This window comes from Bradyrhizobium sp. CCBAU 25360, from assembly GCF_028128695.1.
Classification (GTDB): domain Bacteria; phylum Pseudomonadota; class Alphaproteobacteria; order Rhizobiales; family Xanthobacteraceae; genus Bradyrhizobium; species Bradyrhizobium ottawaense.
The window spans coordinates 464,076-478,375 of sequence record NZ_LBJA01000041.1; the positions used below are offsets into that span (position 1 = coordinate 464,076).

General features: G+C 65.8%; 14 protein-coding genes. 11 read left to right on the forward strand and 3 right to left on the reverse strand.

Annotation, left to right across the window (positions count from 1 at the left end):
- The first annotated feature begins 40 nt into the window (after positions 1–40).
- The 7 genes from XH81_RS23805 (at position 41) to XH81_RS23835 (ending at position 5,707) form a co-directional block, all read left to right on the forward strand.
- A complete protein-coding gene (locus tag XH81_RS23805) occupies positions 41–1,147 on the forward strand; it encodes an alpha/beta hydrolase (protein WP_028140117.1) in 1,107 nt (368 codons plus the stop codon).
- On the forward strand, positions 1,144–1,698 hold the full coding sequence (locus tag XH81_RS23810; RefSeq protein ID WP_028140118.1) for a hypothetical protein: 555 nt from the start codon (positions 1,144–1,146) through the stop codon (positions 1,696–1,698). Before XH81_RS23805 ends, XH81_RS23810 begins: the two co-directional genes overlap by 4 nt.
- 65 nt (positions 1,699–1,763) lie before the next feature.
- On the forward strand, positions 1,764–2,354 hold the full coding sequence (locus tag XH81_RS23815; protein ID WP_028140119.1) for a hypothetical protein: 591 nt from the start codon (positions 1,764–1,766) through the stop codon (positions 2,352–2,354).
- 2 nt (positions 2,355–2,356) lie between these two features.
- On the forward strand, positions 2,357–2,656 hold the full coding sequence (locus XH81_RS23820) for a winged helix-turn-helix domain-containing protein (protein WP_028140120.1): 300 nt from the start codon (positions 2,357–2,359) through the stop codon (positions 2,654–2,656).
- Between the two features lie 163 nt (positions 2,657–2,819).
- A complete protein-coding gene (locus XH81_RS23825; RefSeq protein ID WP_197742267.1) occupies positions 2,820–3,626 on the forward strand; it encodes an acetoacetate decarboxylase family protein in 807 nt (268 codons plus the stop codon).
- A 150-nt stretch (positions 3,627–3,776) separates the two neighbouring features.
- Complete coding sequence (locus XH81_RS23830) at positions 3,777–4,952, forward strand: ABC transporter substrate-binding protein (protein ID WP_085967869.1); 1,176 nt, start codon at positions 3,777–3,779, stop codon at positions 4,950–4,952.
- Positions 4,949–5,707, forward strand: coding sequence for an SDR family NAD(P)-dependent oxidoreductase (locus XH81_RS23835; RefSeq protein ID WP_028140123.1), 759 nt, complete (start codon positions 4,949–4,951; stop codon positions 5,705–5,707). Before XH81_RS23830 ends, XH81_RS23835 begins: the two co-directional genes overlap by 4 nt.
- Here XH81_RS23835 and XH81_RS23840 read toward each other — a convergent pair.
- Positions 5,704–6,471 carry an IclR family transcriptional regulator gene (locus tag XH81_RS23840; protein ID WP_049801865.1) on the reverse strand — a complete coding sequence of 256 codons (768 nt, stop codon included), beginning with the start codon at positions 6,469–6,471 and terminating at the stop codon, positions 5,704–5,706. The genes XH81_RS23835 and XH81_RS23840 overlap by 4 nt on opposite strands.
- Before the next feature lie 212 nt (positions 6,472–6,683).
- On the opposite strand from XH81_RS23840, the gene purD reads away from it, so the two are divergent.
- Together purD and XH81_RS23850 are read left to right on the forward strand one after the other, a co-directional pair.
- Positions 6,684–7,967 carry a phosphoribosylamine--glycine ligase gene (purD, locus tag XH81_RS23845; RefSeq protein ID WP_152103575.1) on the forward strand — a complete coding sequence of 428 codons (1,284 nt, stop codon included), beginning with the start codon at positions 6,684–6,686 and terminating at the stop codon, positions 7,965–7,967.
- Positions 7,968–8,156: 189 nt separating this feature from the next.
- Positions 8,157–9,062, forward strand: coding sequence for an alpha/beta fold hydrolase (locus XH81_RS23850; RefSeq protein ID WP_097669100.1), 906 nt, complete (start codon positions 8,157–8,159; stop codon positions 9,060–9,062).
- Here the strand turns inward: XH81_RS23850 and XH81_RS23855 are convergent.
- Positions 9,059–9,517, reverse strand: a complete 459-nt coding sequence (locus tag XH81_RS23855; protein ID WP_038947486.1) for a nucleoside deaminase — start codon at positions 9,515–9,517, stop codon at positions 9,059–9,061. The genes XH81_RS23850 and XH81_RS23855 overlap by 4 nt on opposite strands.
- 120 nt (positions 9,518–9,637) lie before the next feature.
- On the opposite strand from XH81_RS23855, the gene XH81_RS23860 reads away from it, so the two are divergent.
- Both XH81_RS23860 and rsmD read left to right on the forward strand, forming a co-directional pair.
- A complete protein-coding gene (locus XH81_RS23860; RefSeq protein WP_173015921.1) occupies positions 9,638–11,722 on the forward strand; it encodes a pseudouridine synthase in 2,085 nt (694 codons plus the stop codon).
- Position 11,723: 1 nt separating this feature from the next.
- Positions 11,724–12,278 (forward strand): 16S rRNA (guanine(966)-N(2))-methyltransferase RsmD, encoded by a 555-nt coding sequence (gene rsmD, locus XH81_RS23865; RefSeq protein WP_097669102.1) that lies wholly within the window; start codon positions 11,724–11,726, stop codon positions 12,276–12,278.
- Between the two features lie 120 nt (positions 12,279–12,398).
- Here the strand turns inward: rsmD and mutL are convergent, their stop codons facing one another.
- Positions 12,399–14,213 (reverse strand): DNA mismatch repair endonuclease MutL, encoded by a 1,815-nt coding sequence (mutL, locus tag XH81_RS23870; RefSeq protein WP_097669103.1) that lies wholly within the window; start codon positions 14,211–14,213, stop codon positions 12,399–12,401.
- Between the last annotated feature and the right edge of the window lie 87 nt (positions 14,214–14,300).

The window sequence follows — 14,300 nt, forward strand, 5'->3', positions numbered from 1 at the left end:
TAGAGTTCTCTATTGATTGGTGCATTTGAGGGAGTAGGCCATGGCGATCCGGTTGCTGCGCGGCGTTTTGAGCGGTCTGAAATGGGCCCTGTGTGCGGTCGGCGGCGTGGCGCTGATGCTGACTGTGATGATCGCAACGCCGCTGGCGCGGCCGCCCGAGATGCGGTCGGTCTCCGACTCCACCAAGGGGATCGACTGGTCCACCCTGCCTGCGTTGGAGCGCTTCCAGGCCCGCGACGGCACCTGGATCGGCTATCGCCACTACGCGCCCAAAGCGTTTTCAAGCGAAGTGGAAGCCGGTTCGCGTGAAGAAAACGCGTCAAAACAGGAATTCGGAGCCCGATCCCATCGGAACGGAAATGGCTCCGGGGGCCCGGCGGCGGGCCGGGGCGCGATCTTCATCCATGGCTCGTCCGGCTCCAGCGGCACCGTCAACCATGCGCTGACCCACGCGATCGCCGCGCGCGGCGTGGAGACCTGGGCGCTCGACATCCGCGGCCATGGCGGCTCCGGCACCCGCGGCGATATCGGCTATGTCGGCCAGCTCGAGGACGACCTCGTCGATTTCGTCGCCCATTTGCGCAAGACCGCGCCGGATCTGCCGCTCACTCTGATCGGCCATTCTGCCGGCGCCGGCTTCTCATTGCGCGTCGCCGCGACGCCGATCATGCAGGACATGTTCGTGCGCACCGTGCTGCTCGCGCCCTATCTCGGCTATGACGCACCGACCAACCGGCCGAGCAACGGTGGCTGGGTCAGTGCCGACATTCCACGTTTCCTGGGACTGACGGCCCTGCGCAAGCTCGGCATCGACTGCTGTGCGCAGCTTCCGGTGCTCGCCTTCGCGGTGCCGGCAAGTTCGGCGAAGTATCTCACCTCGACCTATTCCGACCGCCTGATGCGCAATTTCGCGACGCGCGGCTATCGCGTCGATCTTCCGGCAACCACGCGTCCGATCACGATCTTCGGCGGTGCCGAGGACGAGATGATGATCTCGGACAAATATGCCGAGACCGTGCAGGCGGTGAAGCCGTCGGTCGACGTCAAGGTCATTGACGGCATCAATCATATGGGCATCGTCACCCATCCGAAGGCGATCTTGGTGATCGCCGAGGACGTGGCAACGCGCGGGGCAGGGCAGTCATGATCGACAGCAGGGAGGCGTCCGCAGCGCTGGCCGATATCGACGATATCGTCCAGCGCGTGAAGCAATCGCAGCTCTATGAGCTGGCGAGCCTCGCAGCGGTCTGGTGGGGCGTGCTGGTGTTCGCGGCCAATCTCGTGACCTGGCTTTGGCCGATCTACGCGGCCTACGCCTGGGTTGCTGTAGACGTTCTGGGCGTCGGCGGCCTGATTGCACTTCGCGTGTTCGATCCGAAAAGCCACCCCTTTGGCGCCGGCGTTGGCATCAGGCTGTTCCTGGTATTCGCACTGTTCTTCGCGTTCGGCTATCTCGTCACCAGCGTCGTCGGTCATTTTGGTCCGCGCCAGTTGGGAACGTTCTGGCCGATCTATTTCATGCTGTTCTACACACTCGCCGGGCTCTGGTTCGGCTACGTGTTCGTTGCGATCGGCCTCGGCATCACGGCGCTGACGCTGTTCGGCTTCTTCTACATCGGCGAGGCGTTCCCGCTCTGGATGGCCTTCGTCAACGGCGGTGGCCTCGTCCTCGGCGGCCTCTGGATGCGGCGGATCTAGCGCATGCCCGGGCTCGACGACATCATCCACCGGCCTGCAGCCAAGACCCAGGAAGGAGCGCTCCCGTGACCGACAGCAAGCGGGCTTCCGATGCGCTGAACGAGCGCGAGAATACCATTCGTCCTGTGCGGCGGTCGCAGATCTACCTGGTCTCTGGCCTCGTCCTGCTGCTGTGGGCCGTGCTGCCGTTTGCCGACGATGCCCTGATCTGGTTCTGGCCGCGCTACGGGGCCCATTATTGGAACAGCTGGTTCGTGGTGAATGACGGGCTGTATTTCTGGTTTGCACTCTACGTCGTCTCGGCCCTCGGCCTCGTTGCTCTCGGCGCCTATCATCTTTCGCGAAACGGAATTCGTCTGTTCGACAGGCGCAGTCTGCTGGCGCTTGTGCTGATCGCCGCCTTCGGCCTCGTCTGCTGCTACTTCGGCAGGTTCTCGCCGCGGCAGCAAACGGTGTTTTGGCAGGTCTACATCACGCTGGTCTACCTGACGGCGGGGCTTCGGTTCGGCTACGCCTTTGCACCGCTCGGCGCGACCATCATCGCGCTGACGCTGATCGGATATTTCACTATCCCGGGTGTACCGCTGTTGCCGTGGATGGCGGCCGTCAATGGCGGCGCGCTGATTGCGGGTACCCTCTGGATGCGGCGGGGCTAGCCGTGGCGGAGCTCGACGACATCATCCACCAGCCGCTGCGGCTGAAGATCATGGCAGCGCTGAACGCGCTGCCTGCGACAGCGGGGCTGGAGTTCTCGCGGCTGAAGAAGCTGACCGGCGCCACCGACGGCAATCTCGGCGCGCACATCGAGACCCTGGCGAAGGCGGGATACGTCCAGGTGGACAAGGCGTTCGTGGGCAAGAAGCCGCAGACCACGGTCACCGCCACCGCTGCGGGCCGTGGGGCGTTCGCAAGGCACGTGGCGACGCTGCAGGAGATTATTGCGGGGAGGCAGGTTTAGGCCGTCAGCCGATAGAGGCTGCCAGCCGAAGCCTTGCCGGAGACCGCCATGCTCGCGCGACCGTGCGCGCCTCGCATGCGGTCGGAAAGCCGCGGCTTGACTCAGCCTTAATTTCATATATGCAATTATAAAATCATATATAAAAACAGAGCGAGCCGAGCCGATGAGCGATGTGATCACCGATCCCGACGATCCGCGTCGGCGCGTGTTTGGCGAATACCGGCTCAAGCCGAACAGCGGGGTCAATCCGCCCTATTCGCCGGCCTATCCGGTGGAGTGGGGCTGCACCTTGCGCACCGTCGAGATCATGACCCGCGTCGCCCCGGGCAAGGTCTCAACACTGCTTGCCGACACGCCGTTCGAGATCGCGAGCGATCGCGTCGCTTTCCGCTTCATGCGCTCGCCCGGCCATTCCCTGGCCGTGCACGCCGGAGAGATGTTCGATCTGATGATCTCGGTGCCGGTGCGCTACAACGGGCTGTTCACCGAGACGCATATCTTCATGTATTGCAGCGATCCCATGGGGATCTGCGCGGGGCGCGAGGTGTTCGGCTACACCAAGAAGGATACCCACTACGCCTTCGATGAGCATCCGGACGGATCAATCACCGGGTGGGTCCGTCGTCGCGGCATTTCACTTGCCGATTTCTCCTTCACGCCTGACGCGTCCGCACCGGTCGTCAGGATCGTCGACGGCGATGAGCTGCCGGCCGGTGAAATCCACGTGCGCCGCTTGCCGCATCCCGAGCGGCTCGGCACGGCCTATGCCGACATCGTCTATCGCCGCACGCCATTGAAATACTCCAAGCCGGTGCCGGGCCGCGCCTCCATGACCCTGCACGCCAGCGCGTACGATCCCATCGCCGAACTGAATCCGGAAATCCTCGGCGCGCATTTCATGGTGTCGGACGTCTATGGCGGCGGGTTCGAGGTCGAGGACCGGCGGCTCATCGAGCGGCTTACCCCGTAAACAAAAGATCAGCCTGCGCGCGATGTACGTGCGGGCGGCTAATAGCGCGCGGAAAGCGCGGGCAAAGCAAGGGAGGGTTCGGACATGGCAGGACAATATCGTGTAAGCCGCCGCCGACTGTTGGCCGGCGCCGGCGGCCTTGCGTTGGGCATGACGGGCCTCGGTGCGCAGACGCAGGAGGCAAAGCCGCTTCGGATCGGCGTGTTGACGGACATGTCCAGCCTCTATGCCGATGTCACCGGCCCGGGCTCGCTGCTGGCAGCCAAAATGGCGGTCGAGGATTTTCAGGCCTCGGCTCACAAGATGACCCGACCGATCGAAGTCATCAGCGGCGACCACATGAACAAGGCCGATCTCGGCGCCAACATCGCGCGCGAGTGGATCGATCGCCAGAGTGTCGACGTCTTTGTCGATGCGCCGAATTCAGCCGTCGCACTCGCGGTGCGCAGCGTCGTGCAGCAGAACAACAAGACGCTGCTGGTATCGGGCGCCTCCTCGTCCGATCTGACCGGCAAGTCCTGCTCGCCCAATCTCGTGCACTGGACGTACGATACCTATGCGCTCTCGTCGGGCGTTGCGCGCGCGGTGGTCGAGAGTGGCGGCAAGAGCTGGTTCCTGCTGACTGCGGACTACGCGTTCGGCCACGCCATGGAAGGCGACATCAAGAATGTCGTGCAGAAATTCGGCGGAAAGATCCTCGGCGGGGTGCGTACGCCGATCAATACACAGGACTTCTCCTCCTTCCTGCTGCAGGCCCAGGCTTCGAAGGCGGAAATCATCGCGTTGGTCAATGCCGGCGGCGACACCATCAATTCCATCAAGCAGGCGGTGGAGTTCGGTATTCCGCAGGGCGGCCAGCGCGTGGTTGCGACGGTGCTCTATCTGAGCGATGTGCATTCGCTCGGCCTCAAGATCGCGCAGGGGCTGCAGTTCACCGAATCCTTCTACTGGGACCTGAACGAGGATACCCGCGCCTGGACCAAACGGTTTGCACCGCGCAACAACGGCCGCTACCCGACCGCTTTGCATGCCGGTGCCTACGCGACGACCCTGCATTACCTGAAGGCGGTCGATGCGCTCGGCGCTTCCAGCGACGGCAAGGCCGTCGTCGAACAAATGAAGAAGCTGCCGACCGATGATCCCCTGTTCGGCAAGGGCAGCGTGCGGGCTGACGGTCGCAAGCTGCACAACATGTATCTGTTCGAGGTGAAGACGCCCGCGGAATCCAAGCAGCCCTGGGATTACTACAAGCTGGTCAAGACCATTGCACCGTCCGAGGCCTGGCGGCCTCTGGAGGAGGGCGGCTGCGAGTTCCTGAAATCATGACCGCAAATGACCGGCGGCCGGTGGCGCTCGTCACCGGCGGCGGGGGCGATATTGGTCGGGCCATTGCGCTGAGGTTGACACAGATGAGCGCTGCGGTCGCGATCGTCGACCGCGATGAAGTGGCGGCAAACGCCAGTGCGCGCCTTGTCGAGGACGCCGGCGTGAGGGCGCTTGCCATCCGCGCCGATGTCTCCAGTGCCCTCGATACGGCGGCCTTCGTCGAAACGGTCGAAGCAGAGTTGGGGCCGATCGGCATATTCGCCAACAATGCAGGCATCGAGGGCGTTGTCGCTCCTCTCCACGAATATCCCGACGAGACATTTGATCGGCTGCTGCAGGTCAACGTGAAGGGGGTCTTTCTCGGCCTCAAGCATGTGCTTGCACGAATGACGCAACGTGGCGCGGGCGCGATCATTAATACGGCGTCGACGTCGGCGATCCGCGGGCGTGCGGGGCTCGCCGGCTATGTCGCGTCCAAGCACGCGGTGCTTGGACTGACGCGGACGGCGGCGCTCGAGGTGAGCGGGACCGGCATTAGGGTCAATGCCGTTCTCCCCGGACCGATCGAGTCGCGCATGATCCGGGAATTGGAGGGACAGGCGCGCGATAACGCCGTTTCGTTGCGCCGAAACGGCGCGGTTGTTCATGGCCGGCCGCGGGATGTCGCCAATATCGTGGCGTTTCTGGCCTCCGACGAGGCCGCGCATGTCAACGGTGCGGCCTGGGTCGTCGACGGCGGTACCACGGTCGCTTAAGCGACGCCGCCGATCTTCTCGGAAACGATCCTGGCGGCGCTGCGCAGCTCGGCCGCAATGGTGTCGGCTTCGTTCGCGGGAATCCGATCCTGCCTCACCAGTGGAACGGTCAATGCGGCGGCCGCGCGGCCGGAGGCTTCGATGATCGGGCAGCTATAGGCCAGGATGCGCGTGTAGCCGTCGTCATTGGAGAAGTTTCCTCCCTCCGAGGAAATGCGGTCTAGCGCTGCCAGCGCCTTCTTGGCGCTGATGCGATCGTGTTCAGCGATGACATGGGCAAGCTCCTGGCGCCGGCCTTCGAGCTGAAATGCGGCCAGGACCTTCGCAGAAGCGTATTGCTGGGTGAGGGGAAATACTGCTCCCACCTTGACCGACCAGCCCATCAACCATTCCGGCTCGATGCGGGCAATCACCATGAACTGCTCGCCGTGCAACACCGTGAGGTGGCAAGACAACTGCACGCGGGAAGCGAGCTGCTCCATCACCGGCAGCGCCGCCTTCAGCAGCCGCTCGGTCGGCGGGAATTGCGAGGCGATCCGGAACAGTTTCAGCGTCAACGTGTATTCGCCGGTCGCCGGGTCCCGCGCGACATAGCCGCGGCGCTCCAGCGCCACCAGCATCCGGAAAATCTCGCTGACGGAGCGGCCGACGCACTCGGCGAGCTGCTTCTGGCTGAGCCCGCGCGACGCGCCCGCCAGCGCTTCCAACAGGTCCAGTCCCTTCTCCAGGGCCGGAGCGCCCGGCTGCAGCTTCTCAGGGTTCATCCATCAGCCCTTGTACGATCCGCCCCGGCAAGCGCGCTGTGGGACGGCAGACCGTGTACCTGATCGTGCGCACGGCGAAAAGTCGTGGTCCGAGCGGGCGTACCCTGAATGACGGGCAGATTGAATGGCGGGGAGTTCGGGACAAGCCCCTTGAGACGCGAGCCGATTCGTGCGACCTCCGCCCCCAGCAAATCCTTCATTCTGAGCCTTCGATGCACATTCTCCTGCTCGGTTCCGGCGGCCGCGAACATGCCCTGGCGTGGAAGATCGCGGCTTCCCCCCTGGTGACCAGGTTCTGGTGCGCGCCCGGCAATGCCGGCATCGCGCGGGAGGCGGAATGCGTGGCGCTCGATATCGCCGACCATGCCGCGGTGATCGACTTCTGCAAGACGAACAAGGTCGAGCTCGTGGTGGTCGGGCCGGAGACGCCGCTGGCGGCCGGCATCGTCGACGATCTCGCCGCTGCCGGCATCAAGGCGTTCGGCCCGAGCAAGATCCCCGCCCAGCTCGAAAGCTCCAAGGGTTTTACCAAGGCGCTCTGCACCGAGTTCGGTATTCCCACAGGCGCCTACAAGCGCTTCACCAACGCCGATGACGCGCGTGCCTACGTGCAGAGCACGGGCGCGCCGATCGTCGTGAAGGCCGACGGGCTCGCCGCCGGCAAGGGCGTCGTCGTCGCCAAGACCGTGCGCGAGGCCGAGGACGCCATCGCCATGATGTTCGAGGGCGCTTTCGGCGAGGCCGGCACTGAAGTCGTGATCGAGGAGTTCTTGCCGGGCCGCGAGATCAGCTTCTTTGCGCTGTGCGACGGCGAGACGGCGATTCCGCTGGCCTCCGCCCAGGACCACAAGCGCGTGTTCGACCACGACGTCGGGCCGAACACCGGCGGCATGGGCGCCTATTCGCCGACGCCTTTGGTCACGCCCGGGATCCACGACGCGATCATGGCCAAGATCATCCTGCCGACGGTATCAGGCATGAAGCAGCGCGGCACGCCGTTCCGCGGCATCCTCTATGCCGGGATCATGCTGACGACGCAGGGGCCAAAACTGTTCGAGTTCAACGTCCGCTTCGGCGATCCCGAGTGCCAGGTGCTGATGCTGCGCATGATGTCGGACATCGTGCCGGCCTTCCTCGCCGCCTGCGACGGCCAGCTGAAGAATTTCGATCTGCGCTGGCATCCGGACTCCGCGCTCACGGTGGTGATGGCGGCGAAGGGTTATCCCGGCGACTACCAGAAGGGTACGCGGATCGACGGACTCGATGACGCGGCGAAGGTGAACACCGTCGAGATCTTCCACGCCGGCACGGTCGAGAAGGACGGCGCGATCCTCGCCAATGGCGGCCGTGTGCTCAATGTCTGCGCGCTCGGCAAGACCGTGACGGAGGCCCAGGCCCGCGCCTATCAGGCCGTCGACCGCATCAGCTGGCCCGAGGGCTTCTGCCGCCGCGACATCGGCTGGCAGGCGGTGGAGGCGGAGAAGGCCAAGGGCTGAGCGAGGGCTCGTCCAGAGCTAGCTTGGCGCGGTCGTCGTCACCGGATGGCCACATGTGCACCCCAGAATGTGTAATCAGTCGTGGGGCTTACTGACCCCGATGATGATACCGGTACTGTGCATGGGGTTGTTTTCGCAATTTTAGGTGTCGGGGGCAGGCCCCGACTGACCTCTCAAGGATGCAACAAGATGTCCGATCTCGCCGACCTTTATCCGGATTTTGCCTCCGAATGGATCAACACCTCCTTCGGCCGGATCTTCGCCCGCGTCGGCGGCAGCGGGCCGCCGCTGCTGCTCCTGCACGGCTTCTCCGAGACCCATGTGATGTGGCACCAGGTCGCGCCTGAGCTGGCCAAGCACTTCACGCTGATCATCGCCGATCTGCCGGGCTATGGCTGGTCCGACATGCCCGAGAGCGATGCGCTGCACATCCCCTACAGCAAGCGCGCGATGGCCAAGGCGATGGTGGAGGTGATGGAGCGGCTCGGTCACGTGCACTTCGCGCTGGCCGGCCACGACCGCGGCGGCCGCGTCTCCTATCGCCTCGCGCTCGACCATCCCGGCCGGCTGTCGAAGCTCGCGGTGCTCGATATCCTGCCGACCTATAATTACTGGGAGCGGATGAACCGCGCCTACGCGCTGAAGATCTATCACTGGACCTTCCTGGCGCAGCCCTATCCGCTGCCGGAGACGCTGATCTCGAGCAATGGCGAGTTCTTCCTGCGCTTCAAGATGGCGAGCCAGACCAGGTCGAGGACGCTGGATGCCATCGACCCGCGCGCGCTCGAGCACTACATCGCCCCGTTCCGCGATCCCGCCCGCGTGCATGCGATGTGCGAGGACTATCGCGCCGGCGCCTATTTCGACTACGACCTCGACAAGGCCGATTTCGAAGCCGGCAAGAAGATCACCATTCCCATGCTGGCGCTGTGGGGCAACGCCGGCGTGGCACAGGCCGCGGCGACGCCGCTCGACACCTGGCAGCAATGGGCGACGAACGTCGTGGGGATGCCGGTGGATTCCGGCCACTTCCTCACGGAGGAGAACCCGGATGTGACAGCCCAAGCGCTGCGCGAGTTTTTCGCAGGCAGCTAGCGCCGCTCGCGAAAGAACTCCTTGAGCAGCCGCGCCGCCTCGCTCTCGCCGACTCCGGAATAGACGTCCGGCGCGTGGTGGCAGGTCGGGGAGGCGAAGAACCGCACGCCGGATTCGACCGCGCCCCCCTTGGGATCGGCGGCGCCGTAATAGAGGCGCCTCACCCTTGCAAACGAGATCGCGCCCGCACACATGGTGCAGGGCTCCAGCGTCACGTAGAGGTCGCAGTCGACGAGGCGCTCGCTGCCGATCTTTTTCGCGGCCTCGCGCAGCGCGACGATCTCGGCATGGGCGGTGGGGTCATAATCGGTCAGCGTCCGGTTCGCCGCGGTGGCGATCACCTCGTAATTGCGGACCACCACGCACCCGATCGGAACTTCGCCCGCTTTTCCGGCATTTTCGGCCGTTCTGAGCGCCAAATCCATGAAGGAGGGGGCTTTCAAGCCTCGTATCATCGCCAGAAACCTGCTAGTAGCTGCGCCTTCAGCAGAAGTGCTTACCGGTTTTGCCTGGGCATGCGGCTCCGAACGAGCGCGCACAATGCCTAACGGCCACCCCCTTGAGTGAGATTATTCATGCCTCGCGACAGCGACAAAGACAACGATTCCCGCGGCCGGCGAGGCCCGGCCAAAGGCGGCCGTTCCGGCAAGGCGCGCGGCCCCGAGAAGAAGTTCGCCAAGCGCGGTTTTGAGGGCAAGAGCGAAGGGAGGGGCGATCGCGACAGCCGCCCGCCCCGTGGCGACCGCGACAGCCGCGCGCCCCGCGAGGGTCAACCCTTCCGCCGCCGCGAGGAGGGCGATGCCCCGCGCCGCGATTTTTCCGACCGTCCCCGCTTCAAGCGCGATGACCGCGGCAGCGAGGGTCGCGGCGAGCGCAGCTTCAAGCCGCGTGGCGACCGTCCGTTTTCCGATCGCTCCTCGCGTGATGGCGAGAAGCGTCCCTTCAAGCCGCGCGGTGATCGCCCCTCCTATGGCCGCGACGACCGTCCGCCGCGCAGGGATCGCGACGATTCCCGCCCCGCCGGCCGGACCGGTGACAGAAAGTTTGGCGACAAGAAGCCCTATGCGCCGCGTGGCGATCGCCCGGAACGCAAGTTCGACGGCGAGCGGAAGTTCTCGCGGGGCGGTCCTGATCGCGACCGCGGCGAGCGCTCCGATTCCAAGCCGTGGCAGAAGCGCGACGACCGTCCGCGTGGCGATCGTCCGCCGCGCAAGGATTTTGGCAAAGGCCCGCGCAAGGATTTCGGCGGCCGTGATCGCGGCGAGGACAAGCCCTGGCAGAAGCGCGACGACCGTCAAGGTAGCGGCGAGGACCGTCCGCGGTTCTCGCGCTCGCGCGACGATCGCACATCGGGCGATCGTCCGTTCCGCGAGCGGCCCAAATTCGATCGGCCGCGCGAGGACCGTCCGAAATTCGATCGGCCCCGTCGCGATGGCGATGGCGACCGCGGCGGGCGTGGCGGTGACCGGCCGAAATTCAATCGTCCGCGCGAGCGGTCGGAAGGCCGTTCCGATTGGCACGAGCATCCGCGCAGCGAAGGCCGTTTCGGTGATCGCCCGCGCCGTGAAAACGAAGACGATAGCAGGATTTTCGAGAAACGCCCCGCCTTCGGCGGCCGCGGCGCCTATCGCGAGCGCGACCGTGATTTCGACCGGCGGCCGCGCCGGGAAGAAGAGCCAAAGCCGAAGAAGGCCGGCGAGCGCATCGCCAAGGCGCTGGCCCGCGCGGGGCTTGCCTCGCGCCGCGATGCCGAGGAGATGGTCACGCAGGGCCGCGTCACCGTCAACGGCCGCGTCATCAACTCGCCGGCGCTCGACATTACAAAGAACGACGTCGTTCTGGTCGACGGAAAGCCGTTGCCGGAGCGCGAGCGCACGCGGCTGTTCCTCTATCACAAGCCGCGCGGGCTGATGACCACGCATGACGATCCCGAGGGTCGTCCGACCGTGTTCGACAATCTGCCCGAAGGCCTGCCGCGGCTGATCTCGATCGGCCGGCTCGATTTCAATACCGAGGGCCTGCTGCTGCTCACCAATGACGGCGGCCTCGCGCGGACGCTCGAGCTGCCGGACACCGGCTGGCTGCGCCGCTACCGCGTCCGCGCCCATGGCGACGTCACCCAGGCGCAGCTCGACGAGCTCAAGAACGGCATCGAGGTCGAGGGCGTCAAATACGGTCCGATCGAAGCGACGCTGGAGCGCGACCAGGGCGCCAACGTCTGGCTGGTGTTCGCGATCCGCGAAGGCAAGAATCGCGAGGTGCGCAATGTCTGCGCCCATCTCGGGCTCGAGGTGAACCGGCTGATCCGGGTTTCCTACGGTCCGTTCCAGCTCGGCGAGGTGCCCGAAGGTCAGGTCGAGGAGATCAAGTCGCGCGTGCTGCGCGACCAGCTCGGCGACAAGGTGATCGAGAAGTCGGGGGCGCAGTTCGACGTGCCCTCGAAATCCTCGTCGCGCGTCGACGATGCGCCGCGCGAGGCGAAGCCCGCCAGCAAGCGCGCGGTGATCAACGACCGCAAGGGCCGCCGCGTGCTGGTGCAGCGCACCGGCAGCGAGGAGGCGCGCGAGCGCAACGAGGAGGAAGCCAACGGCTACGGCCCGCCGCGCCGTCCGAAACGCGGGTATCACGGCAAGCGCGACCTGACGCCGAAGGAGGACTAGCTTGCGCGTCGTCGGCGGTCGTTTGAAGGGGCGCAATCTCGCCTCACCGTCCTCGCGCGACATCCGCCCCACGGCGGACCGCCTGCGCGAGTCCGTGTTCAACATCCTCGTGCATGCCTATGACGATCCGATTGAAGACGCGCGCGTGCTCGATCTCTTCGCCGGCACCGGCGCGCTCGGCATCGAGGCGTCGTCGCGCGGGGCGAAGTTCACGCTGTTCGTCGATAATGGCGCGGAAGCGCGGGCGCTGCTGCGCAATAACGTCGAGTCGCTCGGCCTCGGCGGCGTGACGAAAGTCTATCGCCGCGATGCGACCGATCTCGGCCCCGCGCATCCCGTCGAGCCGTTCTCGCTCGCGTTCCTCGATCCGCCCTATGGCAAGGGCTTTGCGGAGAAGGCGCTGGCAAGCTTGCGCGATGGCGGCTGGCTCACGCCCGGCGCGCTGCTGGTGGTGGAGGAGGCGAAGGCCGCGCAGTTCGCGACGCCGGAAGGTTACGAGGAATTGGAGCGGCGGGCGTATGACGACACGGAGTTCGTGTTTTTGAGGAAGCCGTAGTCTCGCTCTCGTAGGGTGGGCAAAGGCGCAACGCGCCGTGCCCACGATCTCCGCATGATCGAGAGAGGTGGTGGGCACGCTACGCTTTGCCCACCCTACGGCACCGTCACCACGGCACCGTCACCTTCGCCCGAACAGTTTCTCCACATCGCTCAGCTTCAGCTCGACATAGGTCGGCCGGCCGTGGTTGCACTGCCCGGAGTTCGGGGTGTCCTCCATCTCGCGGAGCAGGGCGTTCATCTCTTCCGGCCGCAGCCTGCGGCCGGCGCGCACCGAGCCGTGGCAGGCCATGGTCGCCGCGACGTGCATCAGGCGGCGCTCCAGCGGCAGCGCCTGGTCCCATTCGGCCATGTGCTCGGAGAGATCGCGCAAGAGGCCGCCCGCATTGGTCTTGCCGAGCAGCGAGGGTGTCTCGCGCACCGCGACCGCGCCGGGGCCGAAGGATTCGATGGCGAGGCCGAACGATGCGAGCTCCTCGCTGCGCTCCAGGAGGCGCTCGACCGTCGCCTCGTCCATCTCGACGATCTCGGGGATCAAGAGGATCTGCCGCTGCACGCCGTTCGCAGCCAGCGAGGCCTTCAACCGCTCATAGACGATGCGCTCATGCGCGGCGTGCTGGTCGACGATGATCAATCCGTCGCGGGTCTGCGAGACGATGTAGGTCTCGTGGATCTGCGTGCGGGCCGCGCCGAGCGGGCGGTCGACGAGGTCGCTGACGGGCTGCGACTCGATCCTCACGTCCGCACTGGGCGTGCCGACGTCGAAGGCGGCCTGCGTGCGCTCTGCGAAAGCGGGTGCGGCGGCACCTTCAAATGACGGCATCGGCGCAACGGGCGCGGACGGCGAAGCCCGCCAGTCCCAGCTTGCGGGGCGCGGCGGCGTGAAGGCCGGCCGGAACGAGGACAACGCGCTCTCACCGCTGTTGGCGGCGGTGCGCCGGCCCTCGCGCGCGAGGCCTTCCTTCAGCCCGTGCACGATCAGCGCGCGGACGAGGCCGGCGTTGCGGAAGCGCACTTCGGTTTTGGCCGGATGGACGTTGGCGTCAACCTCGCGCGGATCCAGCGTGACGAACAGCGCCAGCACGGGATGCCGGTCGCGTGGCAGATAGTCGGCATAGGCGCCGCGCACCGCGCCCAGGATCAGCTTGTCGCGGACCGGGCGGCCGTTGACGAAGAGATATTGCCCGAGCGCATTGGCTTTGGTCAGTGCGGGAGCTGCGGCATAGCCGCTGACCACCACGCCCTCGCGTTCGGCATGGACCTCGAAGGCATGGCTGCGAAACTCAGCGCCCAGAATGTCGCCGAGCCGCGTCAGCCGTCCGGCCGCGCCGGGCAGCGCGGCAGCCCAAGTCACCGGTGCGCGCTCTTCGCCCGCGAGCGTGAAGGCGATATCGGGCCGCGCCATCGCGAGGCGCCTGACCACTTCGCGGATCGCCTCGGCCTCGGTGCGGTCGGTCTTCAAAAATTTCAGCCGGGCCGGCGTCGCATAGAAGAGGTCGCCAACCTCGACACGGGTGCCATGCGCCAGCGCCGCCGGCATGATCTCGGACTTCTCGCCGCCCTCGACCGTGAGCGCCCAGGCGTGCGGCTCACCGGCATGCCGGGTGGTGATGGACAGTCGTGCCACCGAGCCGATCGAGGGCAGCGCCTCGCCGCGGAACCCGAGCGTGCGGATCTGCAGCAGATCCTCGTCGTCGAGCTTGGACGTGGCGTGGCGCTCGACCGCGAGCGCGAGGTCTTTCGCGGTCATGCCGCCGCCGTCATCGGTGATGCCGATCCGCCGCCGCCCGCCGCCGTCGGTGAAGACGTCGATCCGGCTCGCGCCGGCATCGATGGCGTTCTCGACCAGCTCCTTGACCACGCTCGCCGGCCGCTCGACCACCTCACCGGCGGCGATGCGGTTGACGACCTGTTCTGGCAATTGGCGGACGGGCATGAGGTTCTGAGTTTAGGCTTACGAATCTGGATTCGCGGACGGCGCTATTCTAGGCCGTGTTGCGTCAAAAGCATGTGTTGGGCAACA